We start from the raw sequence: 23,168 nt of genomic DNA on the forward strand, positions 1-23,168 counted from the left end.
CGGATGCGACGATTGACTGCCAGCCTGTGCCTTGCCCTGTTGCCGACAAGCGTCCCGGCGCAGGTGATGGGCGATCCCGAAGTGATCGGGATATTGATGCAGGATGCCGGAATGCAGGTCTCCCAGGATACCGATGATTATGGCGACCCGCGGATACATGGCCTTGTGGATGACACGCGCTTCAGCGTCAATTTCTACAATTGCGATGACGGCCTCTGCCGCTCGCTGCAATTCGTCGCCGGATTCGACGATCCGGGATCGCGCAGTCTGGCTCTGGTCAATGACTGGAACCGGGAATATCGTTTCGGCAAGGCCTATCTGGACTCCGAGGGCGATCCGGTGATCGAGATGGATATCAACCTGGCCGAGGATGGGATCGGACGGCGCAATTTCAATGACATCCTGGATGGCTGGACAATCCTGCTGTCCGATTTTCGTAATCATATCAACTGGTGAGGAACCTATGAGCTTCGAGAAGACACTGACCGACAAAGGCATCACCCTGCCGGACGCGCCCGCCCCGGCGGCGAATTACGTACCCTTCGCCCGCTCGGGCAACCTGATCTTCGTCTCGGGCCAGATCAGTGCCGATGAGAACGGGCTGATCCAGGGCAAGCTGGGCGAGACGATGGATGTCGAGGCAGGGGCCGCCGCCGCCCGGCGCTGCGGCCTCGCGCTGATCGCGCAATTGCGGGCGGCGACCGGGTCGCTGGACAATGTCAGGCGGGTGGTCAAGCTGACCGGCTTCGTGAACTCGACCCCGGATTTCACCGATCAGCCCAAGGTGATCAATGGCTGTTCGGACCTGATGGTCGAGGTCTTCGGGGATGCGGGCCGCCATGCCCGTGCAGCCGTCTCTGCCGCCGCACTGCCCCTGGGCGTCGCGGTCGAGATCGAAGCGATCTTCGAGGTGGAATGATGCGCAAGCTGCTGCCAGAATTCAGCCGCATTCCCCTGTCCCATCGCGGATTGCACGGGCAGGGGGTGCCGGAGAACTCCCTGGCGGCGGCGCGTGCGGCCATCGCGGCGGGTTACGGGATCGAGATGGATATCCAGCCCGCCGCCGATGGCGTGCCGATGGTGTTTCACGATTACGATCTTGAACGGCTGACAGGGGATAAGGGGCCCGTTTCCGGGCATACCGCCGCCCTGCTGGCCGGCAAGCGCCTGCTGGGCAGCGATGAGCCGATCCCGACGCTCGCGCAGATGCTGGAGCTGGTGGCGGGGCGGGTGCCGCTCCTGATCGAGATCAAGGACCAGGATGGCCGTCTCGGCCCGCAGATCGGCGAGCTGCATCAACGGGTGGCCGAGGTTTTGGAGGGCTATGAAGGGCCGGTCGCGGTCATGTCCTTCAACCCGCATATCGTGAAGGCGTTTCACGAGGTTTGCCCCGACATCCCCGTGGGGATCACCAGCTGCGGTTTTCCGGCGCAGGATTGGCCCATGCTGGATGAGGAGACCCGCAGTCACCTGGCCTCGATCATGGATTTCGACCGGGTGGGGGCCTGTTTTATCTCGCATCACCAGGGAGATCTGGGCAATCTTCGCGTCGATGCGCTCAAGTCGCAGGGCGTGCCGATCCTGTGCTGGACGATCCGTTCGGCCGAGGAAGAGGACGCGGCGCGGGGCATTGCCGACAATATCACCTTCGAGGGTTACGAACCGCCAGTCAGGAGCGAGGATGACTGATCATGTCCTGCCGGTGCCGGAACCGGCTTCTGTCCCCGTCGCGAACATCAGGGCCCGGTTCCCGGTCCGGCGGATCTATTGCGTCGGCCGGAACTATGCCGATCATGCCCGCGAGATGGGACATGATCCCGACCGCGAGCCGCCCTTCTTCTTTTCCAAGCCCGCCGATGCGTTGCTGACCGATGGTGGCGATCTGCCCTATCCGCCGCAGACCGCCAATCTGCATTTCGAGGCCGAGCTGGTGGTTGCCCTGGGACGGGGCGGGCGCGATATTCCGGCCTCGGAGGCGCAGGATCATGTCTGGGGCTATGCGGCCGGGAATGATTTCACCCGCCGCGACTTGCAGGGCGTGGCCAAGAAGCAGGGGCGGCCCTGGGACATGGCGAAGGGCTTCGATTTCTCGGCGGCTTGCGGGGTGCTGCACCCGGTGGCCGAGACCGGCGTGCTGGAGCGCGGCGCGATCGGCCTGCTTCTGGATGGGGAGCCGAGGCAGAGCGGCGATCTCGCCGATATGATCTGGTCGGTGCCCGAGATCATCGCCTATCTGTCGCGCTTCGTGGCGCTGGCGCCCGGGGATCTGATCTATACCGGAACCCCGGCCGGGGTCGGCGCCGTGCTGGCCGACCAGGTGGTGACGGTGGAGATCGAGGGGCTGGCGCCGCTGGTGACCCGCGTCGTGATGTGAGGGGCAGGGTTCGAGGGCAGGGGGCGCTGCCCCCATCCGGCCCGTCCGGGCCGGATTCCCCCGGGATATTTGCATGAAGAAGAGGCACCCGATTCGGGCAGTGCCAGTGATCGTCCGGATAGTGGGAACCGGGGCGCGGGCATGGAAAAGGGGCCGGAACTGGTCCGGCCCCCCGGCATGATTTCGGGCAGCTTTACTGCGTCGGGCGGATGATGATCTCGACCCGGCGGTTCTGGGCGCGGCCCTCGACCGTGCCGTTCGAGGCGATGGGCTGCGATTCGCCACGGCCTACGGCGACGACTCGGCCCGAAGAGACGCCACCCGCGGTCAGGATGCCGGCGACCGATTGTGCCCGGCGCTGCGACAGGTCCTGGTTGTAGGCGGCGCTGCCGGTATTGTCGGTATGGCCGATCACCTCGACGCGGCTGTTCGGATATTGGTTCAGGTTGCGTGCGACGGCATAGAGATCGTTCTGCGCCGGACCCGACACGGCCGCCGAATCGGTGGCGAAGAGGATTCCCTCGGGCAGGATCACCTGCAGGTAGGAGCCGTGATTGACGATCTGCACATTGGGATTGGTGATCGCCTGATCCAGCGCCGCGGCCTGGCGGTCGAGGATATTGCCGGCGATCGCGCCGGCGGCGGCGCCAAGGATCGCACCCTTGGCGGCATCGCGGCCCTGGTTGTTCTTGTCGTCGTCGCGGGTGCCGCCAAGCACGGCGCCGATGGCCGCCCCGGCCAGCGCGCCCTGCTGCGTACGGGTCATGCCGGTGCCAGTGCCAGTACCGGCGGGGTCGGTGCAGGCGCCCAGGGCGACCAGGCCCGAAGCGGCGAGAATGGTGGTCATGCGGAGTTTCATCTGTCTCCCTTTCCTGTCTTGTATGCGGCAGAGGCTGTGCCGCGCATATGCTTGATGGACCCGTTCCCGAGTGACCATGATAACGCGCCGCAGGCTGGCCTAGTTCCGTGCGAAAGAAAAGGGGGAACCCGGGGGAAAGCCCTGACAGGACGTCACATTCCGGCAAGCAGGACGTGATCGGCCCGGAACTCCGCCCCCAATGTGCCGGGTGACTGCGGCTCTCCTGCCGGTTGATCTGTCTCAGGGGACTGGGGCGGCGATCCCGGCCTGTTTCGGACGGGACCCGGGAAATTGCGGATTCGTCCCGCTTGAGGCCGCGGCGGCAAGCCGCTAACAAGGCGCAATTGCAGGGGAATGCCATGCCGGTCACATTGAATACATCCGATGCCGATTTCGAGGCTCGCTTTGCCGCGATGCTGTCGGCCAAGCGCGAGGATTCCACCGATGTGAACGATACCGTCGCCGCAATCATCGCCGATCTGCGCGCGCGCGGCGACGCGGTCCTGTGCGAATTGACGACGAAATTCGACCGGCTGGACCTGACCCCGGACCGGCTGCGCTTTTCCGCCGAGGAAATCGCGACCGAAGTGGCCAAGGTCTCGGCCGAGGATCGTGCCGCGCTGATGCTCGCGGCAGAGCGTATCCGCGCCTATCACGCGAGGCAGGTGCCCGAGGATGCAAGCTGGACCGATCCCGAGGGCGCGACCCTGGGATGGCGCTGGACGCCGGTATCGGCTGCCGGTCTTTATGTGCCAGGAGGGCAGGCGGCCTATCCGTCCTCGGTGCTGATGAACGCGATTCCGGCGCGGGTGGCCGGGGTCGAGCGGCTGGTGGTCTGCGTGCCGACCCCGGATGGGGTGATAAATCCGCTGGTCCTGCTGGCGGCGCAACTGTCGGGGGTGGACGAGATCTATCGCATCGGCGGTGCGCAGGCGATCGCCGCACTGGCCTATGGGACCGAGACCATCCCGCCGGTCGACAAGATCACCGGGCCGGGCAATGCCTATGTCGCAGCGGCCAAGCGGCAGGTCTTCGGGCGCGTGGGCATCGACATGATCGCGGGCCCCTCCGAGGTGCTGATCATCGCGGAAGGAGAGCAGGATCCCGACTGGCTGGCGCTGGACCTGCTGGCGCAAGCCGAGCATGACGCCGATGCGCAGTCGATCCTGATCACCACGGATCCGGCGCTTGGCCATGCCGTCGCCGGGGCCGTGGACCGGATCCTGCCGACGCTCCCGCGCGCCGGGATCGCCGGGGCGAGCTGGCGCGATTACGGCACCATCATCATCACCCGTGATCTCGATGAGGCCGCGACCCTGTCCAACCGCATCGCGCCTGAGCACCTGGAGCTTTGCGTGGACGACCCCGAGGCGCTGGCCACAAAATGCCGCCATGCCGGGGCGATCTTTCTCGGGCCTTATACGCCCGAGGCGGTGGGCGATTATGTCAGCGGCCCGAACCATGTCCTGCCGACGGCGCGCTCGGCACGGTTTTCCTCGGGTCTCTCGGTGCTGGATTTTCTCAAGCGCACGACCATCGCCCGCCTGACGCCCGGGGCCCTTGCCGCCATCGGACCCGCCGCGACGCGGCTGGCAGCTTCCGAAGGGCTGCAGGCGCATGGCGCCTCGGTCGAGGCACGCCTGAAGGCGCTGAACGAAGGGAAGGCGGAATGAGCAGGATCACCCGCATAGAGATCGACGATTCCGCGATCGCGCCCGCCACGCCCGAGATGGAGCAGGAGCGGAAGGTGGCGATCTTCGATCTGATCGAGGATAACAGCTTTTCCGTTCCGGGGCGTGACGGGCAGCCTGTCCCCGATGGGCCCTTCGTGCTGGGGCTGGATATCCGCGAGGGACGGCTGGTCTTCGACGTCACCAGCGAGAATGCCGAGAAAGTGGCCGAGTTTCATCTTTCGCTCGGGCCGTTCCGGCAGGTCGTGAAGGATTATTTCCAGATCTGCCAAAGCTATTTCGAGGCCGTGAAACGCCTGCCACCGGCGCAGATCGAAGCCATCGACATGGCGCGGCGCGGAATCCACAACGAGGGGGCACGGACTCTGAAGGAACGGTTGGAGGGCAAGGCCGAGCTGGATATCGATACGGCGCGGCGCCTCTTTACCCTGATTTGCGCACTGATTCCGCAGGGGTAAGCTGATGGCGCAGGACAAGATCCCCACTTCGGTTCTGTTCTGCTGCGATCATAATGCGGTCCGCTCGCCCATGGCGGAAGGGATGATGAAGAAGTTCTACGGCCATCTCGCCTATGTGCAATCGGCGGGGGTCCGGAACGATCTGGAGATCGACGGTTTCGCCATCGCCGTCTGCGACGAGATCGGGATCGAACTGTCGAATCACCGCAGCCGCAGTTTTGAAGAGATGCAGGATTGGGGCGACGATCTTGGTGGTTTCGACCTGATCGTGGCGCTCTCTCCGGCAAGCCAGCGGCTGGCGCTGGAGATGACGCGGATCTTTCATCTGGAGGTCGAATACTGGCCGATCATGGATCCGACCGGACTGGCAGAGGGGCGCGAGGCCAAGCTGGCCGCCTATCGCCAGACGCGGGACCAGATCCGGACAAGGATGCTGGATCGTTTCGGACCGGCCCTGGACTGCCCTGATTGAAATATCGCGTATCGGCGATCCGCATGACGCGCATATGGCGCATCATGCGGGATTTTCAGCGATGGCGCCAATGCGGTGGAACATCCCAGATCTTGCGGGCCAGTTCGGCTTCGACGTCGTCGCGGGTCAGGCCGACATCGCGCAATTGCTCGTCGGTCAGTCTCGACAGGTCGATGCGGGTCTTGCGGACGTCGAACATGGTCAGGATGCGTTCGATCCAACCGGGGCGCGGGACGATGCCTTGCCCGGTCATGACGCGCAGCATAGCGGCGGATTTCTGTGCCATTCTTCACCTCCGGTGATCTGTTTCATCAATCGTGGTGATAATATTCTCGATTACCATCCGATGGGTTGATATTTAGGCGCTCAAGATGTATTAGTAAAACGAATGATTTTGATATGAAGTATCAGGAGGATTGAGGAATGCGTAATCTCGATGTCGCAACGCTGCGATCGCTGCTGGCAGTGGCCGAATATGGTGCCGTGACCCGCGCGGCAGAGGCGCTGAACATGACGCAAAGCGCGATCTCGATGCAGATGAAACGGCTGGAGGAGGTGTTCGGCCGCCCGGTGCTGCTCAAGCAGGGGCGGGGCGTGATCCTGTCGGATTTCGGCTTTGAACTGCTGACCGAGGCGCGCAAGATGCTGGCGCATAACGACGCGATCATCGCCCGTTTCATGGGCGAGCGCCCCGAGGGGCGGCTGCGTGTCGGTTTGACCTGCGACTGGATGATCGACAAGGTGGCGCAGGCGACCCGTGCTTTCCGGCAGGATCATCCGCGGATCGAACTGGTCATCAATACCGCGCGCAGCCGGGATCTGCGGCGGCAGTTGAAACAGGGCGATCACGACCTGATCCTGACCACCGAATTCGAGTCCCCTCCGGGCGCAATTCACCTGGGCAAGGCCGACCTGGCATGGGCTGGGGCGGTCGGCGGAAAGGTCTGGATGGAGCGTCCCTTCCCCTTCGCGAATTCACCGGATTGCAGCTATACGCCGGCAGGGATGGAGGCGCTGGACCGCGCCGGGATCGAATGGCGGCAGATGATCGGCGAGGGGGGCAAGGACACCTGGCGCGTTCTGGCCAGCGCGGATCTGGGCGTCACGATCATACCCGCCGACAGGCCGGAAGCGGGGCTGGAAATCATCGAGCATAACGGTGCCTTGCCGCCGCTGCCGCAGACATGGTTGAATGTCCATGTGAATGACGGTCCCGGACAGCACATGGCCTCGGACTTCATCTGCTATCTGCGCAGCGCCGTATGCGAGGTCGCAACCGAGGCGGCGGCCGCCTGATCCGGCAGAGCCCTCAGACCACCACGCCCGCGCCTTCGGTCGCGGGACCGGCGACGGCGCGGAAGGCGGCGAACATCTCGCGCCCCATGCCCTCGCTGCTGGGGGCCGGGTCGAAGGCTGCGGGCCTGCGGTCCTCGAACTCCTCGGCAAGGCAGTCGATCGTGCCCATGGTCGCATCCATGCGGATCATGTCACCATCGCGCACCCGTGCCAGCGGCCCGCCGACCGAGGCCTCGGGCGAGATATGGATCGCCGCAGGCACCTTGCCCGAGGCACCCGACATCCGCCCATCCGTCACCAGTGCGACCCTGAGCCCGCGATCCTGCAGCACCGCAAGGGTCGGGGTCAGCGAATGCAGCTCGGGCATGCCATTCGCGCGCGGCCCCTGGAAGCGCACGACAACAATGGTGTCCTCGGTGAACTCGCCGGCCTTGAAGGCGGCCTTCACCTGTTCCTGGTCGCTGAAGACGCGGGCCTTGGCCTCGATCACGTGGCGTTCCTCGGCCACCGCGCTGACCTTGATCACGCCGCGGCCCAGGTTGCCCTCGAGTTGCTTGAGCCCGCCGGTCGCGGCGAAGGGATCATGTGCCGGGCGCAGGATCTTGTCGTTCAGCGATTCCTTCGCCCCGGCCTCCCACCGGACACGGGCACCGTCCAGCTTGGGCTCGGTCGTATAGCCGTCCAGCCCGGTGCCGTTGATCGTCTTGACATCCGGATGCAGCAGCCCGGCATCCAGCAATTGCCCGATCATGTAGCCGATCCCGCCCGCCGCGTGGAAATGGTTCACATCGGCCAGGCCGTTGGGATAGACCCGCGCCATCAGCGGCACGGCCTCGGAAATATCATGGAAATCCTCGATATCCAGCCGTACGCCGGCGGCCCGCGCCATGGCCGGCAAATGCATGACGAGATTGGTGGAGCCTCCGGTTGCCATCAACCCGACCATGCCATTGACGAAGGCGCGCTCGTCCAGCACCTCGCCCGCGGGCAGGTAGTCATTGCCCAAGCGGGTGATCGCCGCCGCGCGTTCGACACCGGCCACGGTCAGCGCCTCGCGCAGGGGCGTGTTCGGATTGACGAAGCTTGATCCCGGCAGGTGCAGGCCCATGAATTCCATCAGCATCTGGTTGCTGTTGGCGGTGCCATAGAAGGTGCAGGTGCCGGGGCTGTGGTAAGAGGCCATCTCGGCCGCCATCAACTCGTCGCGCCCGACCTCTCCGGTGGCGAATTTCTGGCGGATCTTCGACTTCTCGTCATTGGGCAGGCCCGAGGGCATTGGCCCGGCAGGAATGAACACGGCGGGGACATGTCCGAAAGTGGCCGCCCCGATGACCAACCCCGGCACGATCTTGTCGCAGACCCCCATATACAGCGCCGCGTCGAAACAATCATGCGACAACGCCACCCCGGCCGCGAGCGCGATCACGTCGCGCGAGAACAGTGACAGTTCCATCCCGGCGCGGCCCTGGGTGACGCCGTCGCACATGGCGGGCACGCCGCCCGCGACCTGCACGGTTGCGCCCGCCGCATGGCCCGCCCGGCGGATGAGATCGGGATAACGCTCATAGGGCTGATGCGCCGAGAGCATGTCATTATAGGCGGTGACGATGCCGATATTCGGCTTGCGCGTCGTCGCCATATCTTCCTTGTCATCCATCGCGGCATAGGCATGGGCCTGGTTGCCGCAGGATAGATGCGCGCGGCGGGGGCCATCCTCGGCCGCCTTCGCGATTTTCCTCAGATAGTGGCTGCGGCTGTCTTGCGAGCGTTCGCGGATCCGGTCGGTGACGCGGTCGATGGTGGCGTGAAGGGTCATCTTGCGGCCTCCTCTGGCTTTGGGATGACTATATTCTGTTAGCGATAACAAAGCAAGCGCTGCACGGCAATTCGCGAGAGTCTCGGCAAGTCGTTACCGGCTGGCTTTCTCCATCACCTTCGCCTGATCCCAGAGCCGATCCATCTCGGCCAGGTCGCTGTCCTCAGGGCGGCGGTTATCCTCTGCCAGCGCCGCCTCGATGGCCTGGAAACGGCGGGTGAACTTGGTGTTCGCCCGGCGCAGGGCCTGTTCCGGGTCGATCTTCAGATGCCGTGCCAGATTGGCCATCACGAATATCAGGTCGCCGAACTCTTCCTCCAGCGCGTCCGGTCCCAGCTTGTCGCGTGCCTCGACCAGTTCGGCGGTTTCCTCGGTAATCTTGTCCAGAACGTCTTCCGCGCCCGGCCAGTCGAAACCCACCCGAGCGGCGCGGTTCTGCAGCTTGATCGCCCGGGTCAGGGCGGGAAGGCCAAGGGCAACCCCGTCCAGCGTCCCACGCTCGGCCTTGCCTGCGCGCTCGGCGGCCTTGATCGCCTCCCAGTCCCTGACCTGCTGTTCGGCCGATTTGTCGCGGCTCTCATCGCCGAAGACATGCGGATGGCGGAAGATCAGCTTGTCGGAAATCGCCGCCGCGCAATCGGCGAAATCGAACATCCCCTTTTCACGCGCCATCTGGGCATGGAACACCACCTGCAACAGCAGATCGCCCAGTTCCCCGGGCAATTCACCCCATGCCTTGCGGTCGATGGCATCGGCGACCTCATGCGCCTCCTCGATCGTATAGGGCGCGATCGAGGCGAAATCCTGCTCGATGTCCCAGGGGCAGCCGGTCTCCGGGTCCCGCAGCTTGTCCATGATATCGATCAGGCGGGCGATCTCGGTTCCCGCATCCTTGCTGTCAGCCATTGCAATTCACCCCGTCCTCGGCTCCGATGGATCGATTGCCACAGCCCGGAAGGTGAGTCCACATGCCAGTCCTGAACCGTATCGCTGATTACACCGACGAGATGACCGCATGGAGGCGGCACCTGCACCAGCATCCCGAACTGGGTTTCGACTGTCACGAGACAGCGGCTTTCGTCGCCGCGAGGCTGCGCGAATTCGGCGTGGACGAGATCCACGAGGGAATCGGGCAGACCGGGATCGTCGCCATCGTGAACGGGCGGGGCGAGGGGCCGACCATCGGTCTGCGGGCCGATATGGATGCCTTGCCGATGGAGGAAACCACCGGCGCGGAATGGGCCTCGAAAGTGCCGGGGCGGATGCATGCCTGCGGGCATGACGGGCATACGACCATGCTGCTCGGGGCGGCGAAATACCTGGCCGAGACACGGAATTTCGCGGGCCGCGCGGCGCTGATCTTCCAGCCCGCCGAAGAGAATGGCGGCGGCGGCGACGCCATGGTGCGCGAGGGCATGATGGAGCGTTTCGGCATCTCGCGGGTCTTCGCCATGCATAACAGCCCGAACCATCAGGCAGGCAATATCTATACCACGCCCGGGCCGATCATGGCGGCGGTGGACAGTTTCGAGATCGACGTGAAGGGGCGCGGCGGGCATGGCGCCATGCCGCATCTGACCGCCGATCCGGTCGTGGCGGCAGTGGCCATCGTGAACGCGATCCAGACGATTTCCAGCCGCAACCACTATGCGCTGGACGATCTGGTCGTCTCGGTCACCCAGATCCATACCGGCAGCGCCGACAATATCGTGCCCGATGACGCCTGGATCTGCGGCACGGTGCGGACATTCGATCCACAGGTCCGCGAGATGGTCCGCCGCCGCCTGACCGAGATCTGCGCGGGGCAGGGCGCGGCCTATGATGTCAGCGCCGAGCTGAACTATATCGAGGGTTATCCGGCCACGGTGAACGATCCCGACCAGGCCGGCTTCGCGGCCGAAGTCGCCCGCGAGGTGGCGGGAGCGGCCAATGTCGAGGATTCGGTGGGGCGCGAGATGGGGGCCGAGGATTTCAGCTACATGCTGAATGCGCGTCCGGGCTGCTACCTGTTCCTTGGGCAGGGGGAAGGGCCCGGAGTTCACAATCCCGGCTATGATTTCAACGATGAGATCGCCCCGGTCGGCGCAAGTTTCTTTGCCCGGCTGGTCGAACGGGGGCAGCCGGCGTCATGATCGGGGCAATGTCCCGGCAAAAGGGGCGGACCGTTGGCCCGGTCCCTGCCGGGGCGGCACGGCCCATCAATTCTTTGTGTAACCTCAGAACCTGAATCCGACGCGGAACTGTGTCAGCACGGCATGCAGATCGGTTCCGGGATATCCGCCGACATCGCCGAGATCGTGCCTCGTATGCTCGATGCCGAGCGTCAGGCGATCCGTGACCTGCAGATTCGCGCCCAATCCATAGACCAGCCCGGCTGTCGGGCTCAGTTCTGGACCGTCGGGGATGAAATTCGCGCTTCCGAAAACCCCATAGGGCGCGAATCTGCCGAGATCGACACCGAAAACGGTCTTGAAGCGCAGCAATTTATGCCGGGCCTCGTCGGTATCGCGCCGGATCAGTCCGGCATCGATCTCGACCCCGGCAAGCAGGCGGCCGTGATCGACGAGGCGACCGAAATGAACCCCGTAGCCAAGGAAATCGCCCAGATCCTCCCTGTGGTCATATTCCGTCAGCGAGGCCTTGCCTGCACCGGATTGCACCCCGGCATAGAACCCTTTCCAGTCGCGGCCCATGCCCGAACCGGTGGCTTCGGGCGCCGAAGAAGAAGTGTTGACGGTGGAATCTTCCGCAAAAGCGGCGGATGACAGCAAGAGAACGGCTGCTATGATGGGGATGCGTTTCATGTTCCACTCCGGCTCGGAAAGGGCGTTTGGCATGTTTCGGATACCGGGCATCCTTACGGTTATGCAGTTAATAACATCTTAAGATGGGAGGGTTTTCATTCGACGGACGGAGAACCCGGCCACCCCTTGTCACGATGCCCGATCAGTTGTCGCGCAGTTTCTTGCCAATGTCCGGCCGCGCAGATAGGTTGCGCGCCAACTCGAACAGGGTCGGTGCCTAGCCCCGGCCTGACAGCCGAAAGGAAACCGCATGTTTGCTACCCCTGCCTTCGCTCAGGCCGCCGGAGGATCCGGTGGCGCGGCCTTTGCGCAGTTCATCCCGCTGATCCTGATCTTCGCGATCATGTATTTCCTGATGATCCGGCCGCAGCAGAAGCGGGCCAAGCAACATCGTGAAATGGTTGCGGCGCTGAAAAAGGGCGACCAGATCGTCACCCAGGGCGGGCTGATCGGCAAGGTCGCCAGCGCCCGTGACGACGAACTCGAGGTCGAGATCGCGCAGCGTCCGCGTCCGCGTCGTCCGCTCGACGATTGCCCAGGTGATCTCCGCGACCACCCCGGCCGCCGCCAATAATTGAGGGTTTGACGCCAGATGCTTCAGATCGACCGCTGGAAGCGCATCCTGATCATCGGGATCTGCGTGCTGGGGCTGGCCTATGCCATGCCCAACCTGTTCTACGAACGGGTCGAGGCGCATAACGACGCCGTGGCGACGATCGAGAAGACCGGCGTCAGCACTCCCGAACTCGAAGCGGCGGAGTCCGATTGGCCGGGCTGGCTGCCAAGCGGTCTGGTCAATCTGGGGCTTGACCTGCGCGGCGGTGCCCATCTTCTGGCCGAGGTGCAGGTGAGCGAGGTCTACAAGTCGCGCTTGGATGCGCTCTGGCCCGATCTGCGCCGTGCGCTGGCCGAAGAGCGCGCGACCATCGGCACGAATCACAAGCTGGAATCGCAGGATGGTCTATTGAAGATCGAGATCGGGAATCCCGATCAGATGGCGCGTGCGATCGAGATCGTGCGCGGCTTTTCCGATCCCGTGACCAGCCTGACCGGGGCGGGGCAGTCAAGCCTCGACATATCCGGCGACGGCAAGGTCATGACGGTCCAGTTGTCAGAGGCCGAAAAGGCCGTGACCGACGACCGGACCATCCAGCAGAGCCTTGAAATCATTCGTCGCCGCGTTGACGAGGTCGGCACGCGCGAACCCACGATCATGCGCCAGGGGAGCGACCGCATCCTGATCCAGGTTCCGGGGATAGGATCGGCCGAAGAACTGAAATCGCTGATCGGTACCACCGCCAAGCTGACCTTCAACCCCGTCGCGGGAATCGGCTCGGATCCGGATGCGCAGGTGGATCCGGGGCAGGTCGTGTTGCCCGATTCCAAGAAGGAAGGGGTTTATTACACGATCGAGGAAGCTCCGGTTGTCACCGGCGAGGAACTGACCGATGCACTCCCCTCGACCGACCAGAACGGGCTGCCCGCGGTCGATTTCCGCTTCAACCCGACGGGTGCGCGGAAATTCGGTGCCTATACGGCGGCCAATATTCACCAGCCCTTTGCCATCGTGCTGGATGACGAGGTGATCTCGGCCCCGGAGATCCAGCAGGCCATCACGACCGGGTCGGGAATGATTTCCGGCTCCATGACATTCGACGAGGCCAATGAACTGGCCATCCTGCTGCGGGCCGGCGCGCTGCCAGCCGAGCTGACCTTCCTCGAAGAGCGGACCGTCGGGCCCGAACTGGGACAGGACAGCATCGACGCGGGCAAGATCGCCTCGATGGTGGGATTCATAGCCGTGATCGTGCTGATGGTCCTGTCCTACGGGATGTTCGGGGTATTCGCCTCGATCGCGCTGGCCATCAACATGGGGCTGATATTCGGTGTGCTGTCGATGATCGGGGCGACGCTGACCCTGCCCGGCATCGCCGGGATCGTGTTGACCATCGGCATGGCGGTCGATGCCAATGTGCTGGTCTTCGAGCGTATCCGCGAAGAGCTGAAAACCGCCCGGGGCCCGGCCCGTGCCATCGAACTGGGCTATGAAAAGGCGATGTCGGCGATCGTGGACGCCAATATCACCACGCTGATCATCGCCGCGATCCTGTTCGTCCTGGGCTCGGGCCCGGTCAAGGGCTTTGCGGTGACGCTGACCATCGGCATCGTCACCTCGGTCTTTACGGCATTGTGGGTGACGCGGCTGATGACCGTCACATGGTTCGAACGCGCCCGCCCGCGCCAGATCGAGGTGTAACATGGCTTTCCGTCTGAAACTGGTCCCCGACAACACCAAGATCGATTTCTTCCGCTGGCAGTTCCTGACCTTCGGGATCTCTTCCGTCCTGGCCGTGCTGTCGGTGGTCTGCCTGCTGGTGTTCGGGTTGAATTTCGGCATCGATTTCAAGGGCGGCACCACGATCCGCACCGAATCCACGCAAGAGGTGGATGTCGGCACCTATCGGCAGGCATTGCAGCCGCTTGGGCTGGGCGATGTGGCGATCTCGCAGGTCTTCGATCCGACTTTCCGCGCGGATCAGCATGTCGCGCAGGTTCGCATCAGCGCGCAGGAAGGCACGGAATCCGTTACTGCCGAGACGATCAACTCGGTCGAGGCCGCCTTGCAGGAGGTCGATCCTTCGATCACCTTTCCTTCGGTCGAGTCGGTCGGTCCCAAGGTTTCCGGAGAGCTGATCAAGACCGCGGTCTATGCCATTCTCGCGTCTCTGGCGGCGATCTCGATCTATATCTGGCTGCGCTTTGAATGGCAGTTCTCGGTCGGGGCCATCGTCTCGCTGGTCCATGACGTGCTGATCACCATGGGCGTCTTTGCGCTGTTCCAGATCAAGTTCGACCTGGCGACGGTGGCCGCGCTGCTGACCATCGTGGGTTACTCGATCAACGATACCGTCGTCGTCTTCGACCGGCTGCGCGAGAACCTGATGAAATACAAGAAGCGCGCCTTGCGCGAAGTGATGAACCTGTCGGTGAACGAAACCCTCAGCCGCACGGTGATGACTTCGGGCACCACGCTCGTGGCACTGATCGCGCTGCTGGTGCTGGGTGGCGACGTGATCCGGGGCTTTGTCTTCGCGATCACTTTCGGGATCGTGATCGGCACCTATTCCTCGATCTACGTGGCCAAGAACGTCGTTCTGTGGCTGGGCGTCAAGCGCGACTGGTCGAAGAAGGATCCCAAGGACGCCGCCTCCTCCTTTCCGGGCGCCGAGGCCCCCTGATGGCGATGAAGCCCACAGATTTCGACGGGGCGGTGCCGGTTGACGGCTATGGCCCCGGCTTTTTCCGCGTGGGGGGAAAGGTCATCCAGGGTCCGGTCCTTGTCGAGCAGGGCGGGGCGCAACCCTGGGGAGGGTTGGAGGATCGAGCAGCACTCCTGGCCCTGTCGGGGCGAATCGACGTGCTGTTCCTGGGCATGGGCGCGGAGATCGCCCATCCGCCCGCCGATCTGGTCGATGCGCTGGAAGCGGTGGGTGTGATGGTAGAGGCGATGGCCTCTCCCACGGCGGCGCGCACCTATAACGTGACCCTGTCCGAAGGGCGTCGCGTCGCCTGCGCGCTTTTGCCCCTGTGAGCCTGCTTGCCGTCCATGACCTTGCCGTGGCTCGCGGCGGGATCAGGGCGGTGGAAGGCGTGTCCTTCACCCTTGATGCCGGAGAGGCGCTGATCCTGCGCGGCCCGAATGGCATCGGCAAGACGACGCTTCTGCGCTGCGTGGCGGGACTGCAACTTGCGGTCGATGGGCGGATCGAGATGGCCGAGGATTCGGTTGCCTATGCCGCCCATGCCGATGGTCTGAAAGCTGCGTTGACAGTGACCGAGAACCTGCGCTTCTGGGCGCAGATATTCGGTGGCGGCAACGTCGAGCAGGCATTGACCGCGATGGATCTGACGGCGCTGGCCGATCGTCCGGCGGCGGCGCTGTCGGCCGGACAGAAGCGGCGCTTGGGTCTTGCGCGCCTGATGGTGACGGGACGCCCTCTCTGGGTTCTGGATGAGCCGACGGTGTCGCTGGACGCGGCCTCGGTGGAACGTTTCGCGGCACTGGTGCGGGCGCATCTGGCAGGGGGAGGCGCGGCACTGATGGCCACGCATATCGACCTTGGGCTGGGCGAGGCTCGGGTGCTGGATCTCACCCCCTATCGCGCGAGACCGGGAAGGCCCCCGGGGCGGCCAGCAGGCTTCAACGAGGCCTTCGCATGAGCCGATCCGTTTCAGATGCGTCCGGCATGGATTGCGTCCCGCGACAGCCGGGGGGCGCTTTGCCCCGTCGCCGGATGGTTCTCGAACCAGTGGCGCCCCATCCGGCGACCCCCCCGAGGATATTTTTGCAAAGAAGAAGGGGGGAGAGTGCTTGTTCGTCTCCTGCCGGGACAGGCGGTTCTCCTGATCGCAAGCGGCGAGAGGGGCTTAGATGATTGCCCTGCTGAAGCGCGATCTTGCCCTTGCCACCCGTGCGGGCGGAGGTTTCGGCCTTGCGGTCGCGTTCTTCCTCATCCTCTGCGCATTGGTGCCCTTTGGCGTCGGACCCGAGACCAGCGCCCTGCGTCCCATCGCGCCGGGCATCCTTTGGGTCGGGGCGCTTCTGTCCTGCCTGCTGTCGCTGGATCGCATCTTTGCGCTGGACCACGAGGATGGCAGCCTCGATTTGCTGGCCACGGCGCCCATCCCGCTGGAAGCTGTCACCGCGCTCAAGGCGCTGGCGCATTGGATCACCACCGGTCTGCCCCTGGTCGTCGCGGCGCCGGTTTTCGGTATCCTGTTGCATCTGCCGGGCCAGGCCACCGGCTGGCTGATCGTCTCGTTGCTGATCGGCACGCCCGCGCTGTCGATGCTGGGCGCGTTCGGGGCGGCGATCACGGTGGGGTTGCGCCGGGGTGGGCTACTTTTGTCGCTCTTGGTTCTGCCGCTTTATATCCCCACGCTGATCTTCGGCACCGAGATCATCCGGCGCGGCGCGGAGGGGGGCGATCCCACCACGCCGATCCTGTTCCTTGCCGGGATCACCGCCGGAGTCATGGCACTGGTGCCGTTCGCCGCTGCCGCCGCCCTGCGGGTCAATCTGCGGTGAGAGGGCTTGAGGGGCGCGCGCGCCGAGGATAGGGGGGACATATGTCGATCTGGGAATACGCAAACCCCGTGAAATTCATGCGCGTCTCTGGCGCTGCCTTGCCATGGCTGGCCATCGCCGCGGCGGTCTGCACCCTTGGCGGAATTGCATGGGGCTTTCTGACGCCCGAGGATTACAAGCAGGGCTCGACCGTCAAGATTGTCTTCCTGCATGTGCCCGCCGCGATGATGGCGATCAATATCTGGGTGATGATGCTGATCGCCTCTCTGATCTGGCTGATCCGGCGGCATCATGTCAGCGCATTGGCCGCCAAGGCCGCCGCTCCGGTGGGGGCGGTGATGACGCTGATCGCGCTGGCGACCGGGGCGATCTGGGGGCAGCCGATGTGGGGGACATGGTGGGAATGGGACCCGCGCCTGACCTCTTTCCTGATCCTGCTGTTGTTCTATATCGGCTATATCGCGCTCTGGTCCGCCATCGAGGACCCGGACAGCGCCGCCGATCTGACCGGGGTGCTGTGCCTCGTCGGCTCGGTCTTTGCACTGCTGTCGCGCTACGCCGTGCTGTTCTGGAACCAGGGGTTGCATCAGGGCGCCTCGTTGTCGGTCGCGCCCGGTGAACGGATGAGCGAAGTTTATCGCTATCCGCTTTACGTCTCGATGCTTGGTTTCCTGCTGCTGTTCCTGGTGCTGGTGCTGGTCCGCACCCGCACGGAGATCCGCAGGCGGCGTCTTGCCGCATTGCAGGCAAGGGAGATGCGCGCATGATCGATCTTGGGAAATATGCCGGCACGGTGCTGGCGGCCTACGGGGTCTCGCTGCTGCTATTGGCCGGGATCGTCTGGCAAAGCTGGGCAGCCAATGCCCGTGCCCGCCGCGAATTGGAGAAATACGAGAAGAATGGCTAGGATTTCGCCCCTTGTCGCGCTGCCGCCTCTGGCCTTTGCCGCTCTGGCGGGGATGTTCCTCTGGGGAATGGGCCGTGACGATCCCGAGGCGCTGCCCTCGACCATGATCGGGCGCGAGGCGCCTGCCGTCCCGCAGACCACGTTGCCGGGCAAGACGCAGCTGACCGACGCCATGCTGCGCGAACCCGGTGTGAAACTGGTGAATTTCTGGGCAAGCTGGTGCCCACCCTGCCGGGCCGAGCATCCGACCTTGATGGAATTGTCCGAACGCTTGCCGGTCTATGGCGTCGATCTGAAGGACCCGGAGGCCAATGCGCTGGAGTTCCTGAAGGAAGACGGCGATCCGTTCCATGCCATCGCGACCGATCCCAAGGGGCGCGGTGCCATCGATTGGGGGGTGACCGCGCCACCCGAGACCTTCATCGTCAATGGCGAGGGCGAGATCCTCTATCGCTTTGCCGGGCCGATGGTCCGCGAGGATTATACCAACCGCTTTGTCCCCGAGTTGGAAAAGGCGCTGGCCGCCGAAGAGTGATCTGACGGGTTGCGCCCTGTGCAACTGCGCGACAGAGTGACCTCATCCATTTGTGAGAACGGGGAGAGGTCAGCCATGACAAGGTTGAGTCTGGTAACAGCGCTGCTGATGGGCAGCGTGTGGGCAATGCCTGCGACAGCGCAGCAGGCGACGGATGCGGTTGCGCCGGAGGCAGCCAGCCCCGAGGCGGAAGGCACTGATGCCTTCGCTGGTCTGGGCGAGACCGCCCGCGCCGCATTGGCCAGCAAGGAGGAAGGCAAGCCGGTCACCGCGCAGAACTGGATGGTGGCGGCGGCCAATCCGCTGGCTGTCGAGGCCGGGGCCAAGGTGCTTGAGCGTGGCGGATCGGCGGCCGATGCGATGGTGGCCGTGCAGACCGTGTTGGGGCTGGTCGAGCCGCAAAGCTCGGGGCTGGGCGGAGGTGCCTTCCTCGTCTGGTATGATGCCGAAAGCGGCGAGTTGACCACGCTGGACGGTCGCGAAACCGCGCCCAAGGCGGCGACTCCGACCTATTTCCAGGACGAGAATGGCGAGCCGCTGGAATTTTATGACGCGGTGGTCGGCGGCCGTTCGGTCGGCACGCCGGGCACGCCCGCCTTGCTGGAGGAAGCGCATCGCCGTTGGGGCAAGGTGAACTGGGGCAGCCTGTTCGGCGACGCCATCGCGCTGGCCGATGAGGCTTTGCCGTTTCGCCGCGCCTGGCCGGGCTGGTGGCCGAGGATAGCGAGCGCTTGGGCCGTTTTCCCGCCACCAAGGCCTATTTCTTCCCCGGTGGCGAGGCCGTCGCGGCGGGCGATACGCTGAAAAATCCGGAATATGCCCATGTGCTGCGCCGGTTGGCGGCCGAGGGCAGCGAGGCCTTCTATGGCGGAGAAATAGCTGAAGGTATCGTCGATACCGTTCGGAATGCAGAGGGAAATCCGGGATTGCTCTCGGCTGACGATCTGGCGGGATACAAGGTCAGGGAACGTCCGGCGGTCTGTGCCGAATATCGAGATCACGAGGTCTGCGGCATGGGTCCCCCGTCTTCGGGCGGGCTGACCGTGGGGCAGATCCTCGGGATGCTGGGGGGCTATGATCTTGCCGCGCTTGGGGCCGAGAGCCCGGAAAGCTGGCGGCTGATCGGCGATGCCTCACGTCTCGCCTTTGCGGATCGGGGCCGCTACATGGCCGATAGCGACTTCGTGCCGGTCCCGAGCGAAGGCCTGATCTCGCCTGACTACCTGGCCGAGCGGGGACAGTTGCTGTCAGGCGATGATGCTCTGCCCGAGGTCAGCGCCGGTTCGCCCGGCTGGTCGCACGCGATGAACTGGGGGCAGGACAGCTCGCTGGAACTGCCCTCGACCTCGCATATCTCGATCGTCGATGCGGATGGCAACGCGCTGTCCATGACCACCACCATCGAGAACGGCTTCGGCTCGCGCCTGTTCACCCAAGGGTTCTTGCTGAACAACGAACTGACCGATTTTTCCTTCGAGACGCATGACGAGGCGGGCTATCCCATCGCCAACCGGTTGGAGCCGGGCAAACGCCCGCGTTCCTCGATGGCGCCCAGCATCGTGATGAAGGACGGCAAGCCGGTGCTGGTGATCGGCTCTCCGGGCGGCAGCCGGATCATCGGTTATGTCGCCAAGGCGATCATCGGTTACATCGATTGGGGGCTCGACGTGCAGCAGGCGGTCGGCCTGCCCAATATCGTCAATCGTTTCGGCACGATGGATATCGAGGCGGGAACCTCGGCCACGGACTTGACGCAACCTCTCGCGGATATGGGCTTCGAGGTCGAGGAGCGCGACCTGAATTCCGGTTTGCACGGCATCGCGATCACGCCTGAAGGCTTGTTGGGCGGGGCCGATCCGCGCCGTGAGGGTGTCGCGATAGGCGGTTGATACAAAAAGAAAACCCCCGGCACGAATGGCCGGGGGTTCTTGTCTGTCTCGGGTATCCGATCAGGCCGCGGCGAGATTGCGCAGCACGTAATGCAGCACGCCGCCATTCTTGAGATATTCGATCTCGACCTCGGTATCGACCCGGGCCTTGAGCTGGATCTCCTTGGTGGTGCCGTCAGGATAGGTGATCGTCGCGGGCACCAGCGAGAGCGGCTTGAACTCGCCTTCCAGCCCGCTGATCGATACGGTTTCCTCGCCGGTCAGCTTCAGCGTCTTGCGGCTGTCGCCATCGGTGAACTCGAAGGGAATGACGCCCATGCCGACCAGGTTCGAGCGGTGGATACGCTCGAAGCTTTCGGCGATCACCGCCTTGACGCCCAGCAGGTTGGTGCCCTTGGCCGCCCAGTCACGCGATGAGCCCGCACCATATTCGACCCCGCCGATCACGACCAGCGGAACGCCCTTGTCCTCATAGGACATGGCCGCGTCGTAGATCGCCGTCTGCTGGCCATCCGGTCCCTTGGTATAGCCGCCTTCGACACCGTCCAGCATCTCGTTCTTGATGCGGATATTGGCGAAGGTGCCGCGCATCATCACCTCGTGATTGCCGCGGCGCGAGCCGTAGGAGTTGAACTCGCGCGGGGGGACCTGACGCTCGGTCAGGTATTTCCCGGCAGGGGTTTCCGGCTTGAAGGAACCGGCGGGCGAGATGTGGTCGGTGGTAATCATGTCGCCCAGCAGGGCAAGCACGCGCGCGCCCTGGATATTGCTGATCGTGCCCGGATCCCTGGACATGCCCTGGAAATAGGGCGGGTTCTGGATATAGGTCGAACTGGCCGGCCAGTCATAGGTCTCGCTGTCGGTGACTTCGACGCCCCGCCAACGCTCGTCGCCCTTGAACACATCGGCGTATTTTTCCTGGAACATCTCGCGCGTGACGACGGTTTCGACCAGTTCCGCCACCTCTTTCGTGGTCGGCCAGATATCCTTGAGATAGACCGGCTGGCCGTCCTTCGAGGTGCCGAGCGGCTCGGTGGTCAGGTCGATATTCATGTCGCCTGCCAGCGCATAGGCCACCACCAGCGGCGGTGAGGCCAGGTAATTGGCGCGCACATCGGGCGAGATCCGGCCCTCGAAATTGCGGTTGCCCGACAGGACCGATACCGCGACCAGGTCATTGTCGTTGATCGATTTCGAGATCGCGGGCTCCAGCGGACCGGAATTGCCGATGCAGGTGGTGCAGCCGTAGCCCACGAGGTTGAAGCCGATCGCGTCGAGATCCTCTTGCAGACCGGCGGCTTGCAGATATTCCGACACGACCTGCGAACCCGGCGCCAGCGAGGTCTTGACCCAGGGCTTGCGGTTCAGGCCCAGTTCCCGCGCCTTGCGGGCGACGAGGCCGGCGGCCATCAGCACATAGGGGTTCGAGGTATTGGTGCAGGAGGTGATCGAGGCGATCACGATCGAGCCGTCATGCAGCTTGTAATCCTCTCCCTCGACCGGGCCGGACTTGTAGCCCTCGTGGTGACCGGGAAGATCTTCGGGTGAAGGGGCGCCGCCCTCGGCATTCCAGGTGCGGGTGCCGTTGCGGGCCGGTTCGGGCAGCTTGCGGGTGTCGCAGATATATTTGCGGAACGCATAGGCGGATTCGGTCAGCGCCACGTGATCCTGCGGGCGTTTCGGCCCCGAGATGGCGGGCACGACATCGCCCTGGTCCAGTTCCAGCGTCGAGGAATAGACCGGGTCGTAATCCTTGCCGCGCCAGAAGCCGTTTTCCTTGGCATAGGCCTCGACCAGCGCGATGCGATCCTCGTCCCGGCCGGTCTGGCGCAGGTAGCGCAGGGTTTCGTCATCGATCGGGAAGAAGCCGCAGGTCGCGCCATATTCGGGCGCCATGTTGGCGATGGTCGCGCGGTCGGCCAGCGGCATGTGATCCAGACCGTCGCCGTAGAATTCCACGAATTTGCCGACAACGCCATGTTCGCGCAGCATCTGCACGACCTTGAGCACCAGGTCGGTCGCGGTTACGCCCTCGGTCAGTGCGCCGGTGATCTTGAAGCCGACGACCTCGGGGATCAGCATCGAGATCGGCTGGCCCAGCATCGCCGCCTCGGCCTCGATCCCGCCGACACCCCAGCCCAGGACGGCAAGGCCGTTGACCATGGTGGTGTGGCTGTCGGTGCCGACCAGCGTGTCGGGATAGGCGACCTCTTCGCCATTCTGGTCGGTATCGGTCCAGACGGTCTGAGCGAGATATTCAAGGTTCACCTGGTGGCAGATGCCGGTTCCGGGCGGCACGACGCGGAAATTCTGGAACGCCTTCTGACCCCATTTCAGGAACTGGTAACGTTCGATATTGCGTTCATATTCACGCTCCACGTTGAACTGGAAGGCGCGGGGGGTGCCGAATTCGTCGATCATCACCGAGTGGTCGATGACCAGATCGACCGGGTTCAGCGGGTTGATCTTCTGCGCATCGCCGCCAAGCGCCTTGATGCCGTCGCGCATCGCCGCCAGGTCCACCACGGCGGGAACGCCGGTAAAGTCCTGCATCAGCACGCGGGCAGGGCGATAGGCGATCTCGCGGGGGTTCTTGCCGCCCTTGGCTGCCCATTCGGCAAAGGCCTTGATGTCGTCGGGGCTGACGGTCTTGCCGCCATCCTCGAAGCGCAGCATGTTTTCCAGCACCACTTTCAGTGCGGCGGGAAGCTTGGAGAAATCGCCGAGGCCGGCCTTGCTGGCGGCGTCGATGGAGTAATAGGCGACTTCCTTGCCGCCGGCTTTGAGCTTGCGGCGGGTCTTGGCGGAGTCGATTCCGGTCTGGATGGGCATCAGGGCCTCCCTGTCTGCGAAATGGATGGGTCGGGCATGCGGTCTCCCTGCTTTGCCTCATGGAGAAGGGTTCTGCAAGGGCATCGCAGAGGTTTTGTATGCAATCGCATACCATACCTTCTGCTGTTGCTCAAGAGGCACGGTGA

The 23,168-nt window shown here is 64.1% G+C and carries 23 protein-coding genes and 2 pseudogenes; 19 read left to right on the plus strand and 6 right to left on the minus strand.

Going from position 1 to position 23,168, the window contains the following annotated elements; translation table 11 throughout:
* Nucleotides 1-3: 3 nt before the first annotated feature.
* Genes A7A09_RS04320 through A7A09_RS04335 form a run of 4 tightly spaced genes read left to right on the plus strand, consistent with a single transcriptional unit; the run spans nucleotide 4 to nucleotide 2,374 of the window.
* On the plus strand, nucleotides 4-456 hold the full coding sequence (locus tag A7A09_RS04320) for a YbjN domain-containing protein (protein WP_106690239.1): 453 nt from the start codon (nucleotides 4-6) through the stop codon (nucleotides 454-456).
* Nucleotides 457-463: 7 nt separating this feature from the next.
* Nucleotides 464-919 (plus strand): RidA family protein, encoded by a 456-nt coding sequence (locus A7A09_RS04325; protein WP_106690240.1) that lies wholly within the window; start codon nucleotides 464-466, stop codon nucleotides 917-919.
* Entirely contained in the window at nucleotides 919-1,689 is a 771-nt protein-coding gene (locus tag A7A09_RS04330) for a glycerophosphodiester phosphodiesterase family protein (protein ID WP_106690443.1), read from the plus strand. Before A7A09_RS04325 ends, A7A09_RS04330 begins: the two co-directional genes overlap by 1 nt.
* The gene (locus tag A7A09_RS04335; protein WP_106690241.1) at nucleotides 1,682-2,374 is read left to right on the plus strand and encodes a fumarylacetoacetate hydrolase family protein; all 693 of its coding nucleotides are present in this window, start codon (nucleotides 1,682-1,684) and stop codon (nucleotides 2,372-2,374) included. The genes A7A09_RS04330 and A7A09_RS04335 overlap by 8 nt, the downstream gene beginning before the upstream one ends.
* Nucleotides 2,375-2,567: 193 nt before the next feature.
* On the opposite strand, the gene A7A09_RS04340 is transcribed toward A7A09_RS04335, so the two are convergent.
* The gene (locus A7A09_RS04340) at nucleotides 2,568-3,233 is read right to left on the minus strand and encodes a YiaD family glycine zipper/OmpA-like lipoprotein (protein ID WP_106690242.1); all 666 of its coding nucleotides are present in this window, start codon (nucleotides 3,231-3,233) and stop codon (nucleotides 2,568-2,570) included.
* 359 nt (nucleotides 3,234-3,592) lie between these two features.
* On the opposite strand from A7A09_RS04340, the gene hisD reads away from it, so the two are divergent.
* The 3 genes from hisD to A7A09_RS04355 are packed head-to-tail and all read left to right on the plus strand — an operon-like array spanning nucleotide 3,593 to nucleotide 5,854.
* Entirely contained in the window at nucleotides 3,593-4,906 is a 1,314-nt protein-coding gene (gene hisD, locus A7A09_RS04345; RefSeq protein WP_106690243.1) for a histidinol dehydrogenase, read from the plus strand.
* On the plus strand, nucleotides 4,903-5,382 hold the full coding sequence (locus A7A09_RS04350) for a UPF0262 family protein (RefSeq protein WP_106690244.1): 480 nt from the start codon (nucleotides 4,903-4,905) through the stop codon (nucleotides 5,380-5,382). Before hisD ends, A7A09_RS04350 begins: the two co-directional genes overlap by 4 nt.
* 4 nt (nucleotides 5,383-5,386) lie before the next feature.
* Nucleotides 5,387-5,854 (plus strand): arsenate-mycothiol transferase ArsC, encoded by a 468-nt coding sequence (locus A7A09_RS04355; protein ID WP_106690245.1) that lies wholly within the window; start codon nucleotides 5,387-5,389, stop codon nucleotides 5,852-5,854.
* Between the two features lie 55 nt (nucleotides 5,855-5,909).
* Here A7A09_RS04355 and A7A09_RS04360 read toward each other — a convergent pair whose 3' ends face one another.
* The gene (locus A7A09_RS04360; protein WP_211341032.1) at nucleotides 5,910-6,140 is read right to left on the minus strand and encodes a DUF1127 domain-containing protein; all 231 of its coding nucleotides are present in this window, start codon (nucleotides 6,138-6,140) and stop codon (nucleotides 5,910-5,912) included.
* A 137-nt stretch (nucleotides 6,141-6,277) separates the two neighbouring features.
* Between A7A09_RS04360 and A7A09_RS04365 the strand changes: the two genes are divergently transcribed.
* Nucleotides 6,278-7,150: a LysR family transcriptional regulator gene (locus tag A7A09_RS04365; RefSeq protein WP_106690246.1), complete on the plus strand. Its 873-nt coding sequence runs from the start codon at nucleotides 6,278-6,280 to the stop codon at nucleotides 7,148-7,150.
* A gap of 13 nt (nucleotides 7,151-7,163) precedes the next feature.
* Here A7A09_RS04365 and edd read toward each other — a convergent pair whose 3' ends face one another.
* Both edd and mazG read right to left on the minus strand, forming a co-directional pair.
* Nucleotides 7,164-8,966, minus strand: a complete 1,803-nt coding sequence (gene edd, locus A7A09_RS04370) for a phosphogluconate dehydratase (RefSeq protein WP_106690247.1) — start codon at nucleotides 8,964-8,966, stop codon at nucleotides 7,164-7,166.
* Between the two features lie 93 nt (nucleotides 8,967-9,059).
* On the minus strand, nucleotides 9,060-9,872 hold the full coding sequence (gene mazG, locus A7A09_RS04375) for a nucleoside triphosphate pyrophosphohydrolase (protein ID WP_106690248.1): 813 nt from the start codon (nucleotides 9,870-9,872) through the stop codon (nucleotides 9,060-9,062).
* Between the two features lie 62 nt (nucleotides 9,873-9,934).
* Here mazG and A7A09_RS04380 point away from each other — a divergent pair, with 62 nt between their 5' ends.
* Nucleotides 9,935-11,098, plus strand: coding sequence for a M20 aminoacylase family protein (locus A7A09_RS04380; protein WP_106690249.1), 1,164 nt, complete (start codon nucleotides 9,935-9,937; stop codon nucleotides 11,096-11,098).
* A gap of 84 nt (nucleotides 11,099-11,182) precedes the next feature.
* Here the strand turns inward: A7A09_RS04380 and A7A09_RS04385 are convergent, their stop codons facing one another.
* Nucleotides 11,183-11,770, minus strand: coding sequence for an outer membrane beta-barrel protein (locus A7A09_RS04385; protein WP_170167011.1), 588 nt, complete (start codon nucleotides 11,768-11,770; stop codon nucleotides 11,183-11,185).
* Nucleotides 11,771-12,020: 250 nt separating this feature from the next.
* On the opposite strand from A7A09_RS04385, the pseudogene yajC reads away from it, so the two are divergent.
* The 10 genes and pseudogenes from yajC (at nucleotide 12,021) to ggt (ending at nucleotide 20,190) form a co-directional block, all read left to right on the plus strand.
* Nucleotides 12,021-12,348: pseudogene (yajC, locus tag A7A09_RS04390) on the plus strand (preprotein translocase subunit YajC).
* Nucleotides 12,349-12,362: 14 nt separating this feature from the next.
* Nucleotides 12,363-14,027 carry a protein translocase subunit SecD gene (gene secD / locus A7A09_RS04395; protein WP_106690252.1) on the plus strand — a complete coding sequence of 555 codons (1,665 nt, stop codon included), beginning with the start codon at nucleotides 12,363-12,365 and terminating at the stop codon, nucleotides 14,025-14,027.
* Between the two features lies 1 nt (nucleotide 14,028).
* The gene (secF, locus tag A7A09_RS04400) at nucleotides 14,029-15,009 is read left to right on the plus strand and encodes a protein translocase subunit SecF (protein ID WP_106690253.1); all 981 of its coding nucleotides are present in this window, start codon (nucleotides 14,029-14,031) and stop codon (nucleotides 15,007-15,009) included.
* Nucleotides 15,009-15,362, plus strand: a complete 354-nt coding sequence (locus A7A09_RS04405; protein ID WP_170167012.1) for an Mth938-like domain-containing protein — start codon at nucleotides 15,009-15,011, stop codon at nucleotides 15,360-15,362. The genes secF and A7A09_RS04405 overlap by 1 nt, the downstream gene beginning before the upstream one ends.
* Nucleotides 15,359-15,991: a heme ABC exporter ATP-binding protein CcmA gene (gene ccmA / locus A7A09_RS04410; RefSeq protein WP_106690254.1), complete on the plus strand. Its 633-nt coding sequence runs from the start codon at nucleotides 15,359-15,361 to the stop codon at nucleotides 15,989-15,991. The genes A7A09_RS04405 and ccmA overlap by 4 nt, the downstream gene beginning before the upstream one ends.
* Before the next feature lie 211 nt (nucleotides 15,992-16,202).
* The gene (ccmB, locus tag A7A09_RS04415; protein WP_106690255.1) at nucleotides 16,203-16,859 is read left to right on the plus strand and encodes a heme exporter protein CcmB; all 657 of its coding nucleotides are present in this window, start codon (nucleotides 16,203-16,205) and stop codon (nucleotides 16,857-16,859) included.
* Nucleotides 16,860-16,900: 41 nt separating this feature from the next.
* A complete protein-coding gene (ccmC, locus tag A7A09_RS04420; RefSeq protein ID WP_106690256.1) occupies nucleotides 16,901-17,626 on the plus strand; it encodes a heme ABC transporter permease CcmC in 726 nt (241 codons plus the stop codon).
* Nucleotides 17,623-17,766, plus strand: a complete 144-nt coding sequence (gene ccmD, locus A7A09_RS04425; RefSeq protein WP_106690257.1) for a heme exporter protein CcmD — start codon at nucleotides 17,623-17,625, stop codon at nucleotides 17,764-17,766. The genes ccmC and ccmD overlap by 4 nt, the downstream gene beginning before the upstream one ends.
* Nucleotides 17,759-18,301: a DsbE family thiol:disulfide interchange protein gene (locus tag A7A09_RS04430; protein WP_106690258.1), complete on the plus strand. Its 543-nt coding sequence runs from the start codon at nucleotides 17,759-17,761 to the stop codon at nucleotides 18,299-18,301. Before ccmD ends, A7A09_RS04430 begins: the two co-directional genes overlap by 8 nt.
* Before the next feature lie 75 nt (nucleotides 18,302-18,376).
* A pseudogene (ggt, locus tag A7A09_RS04435) lies at nucleotides 18,377-20,190 on the plus strand (gamma-glutamyltransferase).
* 60 nt (nucleotides 20,191-20,250) lie between these two features.
* Here ggt and acnA read toward each other — a convergent pair.
* The gene (gene acnA, locus A7A09_RS04440) at nucleotides 20,251-23,022 is read right to left on the minus strand and encodes an aconitate hydratase AcnA (RefSeq protein ID WP_106690259.1); all 2,772 of its coding nucleotides are present in this window, start codon (nucleotides 23,020-23,022) and stop codon (nucleotides 20,251-20,253) included.
* Between the last annotated feature and the right edge of the window lie 146 nt (nucleotides 23,023-23,168).

This window comes from Paracoccus methylarcula, assembly GCF_003007735.2.
GTDB lineage: Bacteria > Pseudomonadota > Alphaproteobacteria > Rhodobacterales > Rhodobacteraceae > Paracoccus > Paracoccus methylarcula.

What these genes read in the sequence shown, in the direction of transcription:
- mazG (WP_106690248.1), bottom strand. Translation starts at nt 9,872, where the DNA reads ATGGCTGACAGCAAGGATGCGGGAACCGAGATCGCCCGCCTGATCGAT.
- ccmB (WP_106690255.1), top strand. Translation starts at nt 16,203, where the DNA reads ATGATTGCCCTGCTGAAGCGCGATCTTGCCCTTGCCACCCGTGCGGGC.
- A7A09_RS04335 (WP_106690241.1), top strand. Translation starts at nt 1,682, where the DNA reads ATGACTGATCATGTCCTGCCGGTGCCGGAACCGGCTTCTGTCCCCGTC.
- hisD (WP_106690243.1), top strand. Translation starts at nt 3,593, where the DNA reads ATGCCGGTCACATTGAATACATCCGATGCCGATTTCGAGGCTCGCTTT.
- A7A09_RS04340 (WP_106690242.1), bottom strand. Translation starts at nt 3,233, where the DNA reads ATGAAACTCCGCATGACCACCATTCTCGCCGCTTCGGGCCTGGTCGCC.
- secF (WP_106690253.1), top strand. Translation starts at nt 14,029, where the DNA reads ATGGCTTTCCGTCTGAAACTGGTCCCCGACAACACCAAGATCGATTTC.
- A7A09_RS04355 (WP_106690245.1), top strand. Translation starts at nt 5,387, where the DNA reads ATGGCGCAGGACAAGATCCCCACTTCGGTTCTGTTCTGCTGCGATCAT.
- A7A09_RS04360 (WP_211341032.1), bottom strand. Translation starts at nt 6,140, where the DNA reads ATGGCACAGAAATCCGCCGCTATGCTGCGCGTCATGACCGGGCAAGGC.
- A7A09_RS04330 (WP_106690443.1), top strand. Translation starts at nt 919, where the DNA reads ATGCGCAAGCTGCTGCCAGAATTCAGCCGCATTCCCCTGTCCCATCGC.
- ccmD (WP_106690257.1), top strand. Translation starts at nt 17,623, where the DNA reads ATGATCGATCTTGGGAAATATGCCGGCACGGTGCTGGCGGCCTACGGG.
- A7A09_RS04365 (WP_106690246.1), top strand. Translation starts at nt 6,278, where the DNA reads ATGCGTAATCTCGATGTCGCAACGCTGCGATCGCTGCTGGCAGTGGCC.
- A7A09_RS04320 (WP_106690239.1), top strand. Translation starts at nt 4, where the DNA reads ATGCGACGATTGACTGCCAGCCTGTGCCTTGCCCTGTTGCCGACAAGC.
- A7A09_RS04380 (WP_106690249.1), top strand. Translation starts at nt 9,935, where the DNA reads ATGCCAGTCCTGAACCGTATCGCTGATTACACCGACGAGATGACCGCA.
- secD (WP_106690252.1), top strand. Translation starts at nt 12,363, where the DNA reads ATGCTTCAGATCGACCGCTGGAAGCGCATCCTGATCATCGGGATCTGC.
- acnA (WP_106690259.1), bottom strand. Translation starts at nt 23,022, where the DNA reads ATGCCCATCCAGACCGGAATCGACTCCGCCAAGACCCGCCGCAAGCTC.
- A7A09_RS04325 (WP_106690240.1), top strand. Translation starts at nt 464, where the DNA reads ATGAGCTTCGAGAAGACACTGACCGACAAAGGCATCACCCTGCCGGAC.
- edd (WP_106690247.1), bottom strand. Translation starts at nt 8,966, where the DNA reads ATGACCCTTCACGCCACCATCGACCGCGTCACCGACCGGATCCGCGAA.
- A7A09_RS04405 (WP_170167012.1), top strand. Translation starts at nt 15,009, where the DNA reads ATGGCGATGAAGCCCACAGATTTCGACGGGGCGGTGCCGGTTGACGGC.
- A7A09_RS04350 (WP_106690244.1), top strand. Translation starts at nt 4,903, where the DNA reads ATGAGCAGGATCACCCGCATAGAGATCGACGATTCCGCGATCGCGCCC.
- ccmC (WP_106690256.1), top strand. Translation starts at nt 16,901, where the DNA reads ATGTCGATCTGGGAATACGCAAACCCCGTGAAATTCATGCGCGTCTCT.
- A7A09_RS04430 (WP_106690258.1), top strand. Translation starts at nt 17,759, where the DNA reads ATGGCTAGGATTTCGCCCCTTGTCGCGCTGCCGCCTCTGGCCTTTGCC.
- A7A09_RS04385 (WP_170167011.1), bottom strand. Translation starts at nt 11,770, where the DNA reads ATGAAACGCATCCCCATCATAGCAGCCGTTCTCTTGCTGTCATCCGCC.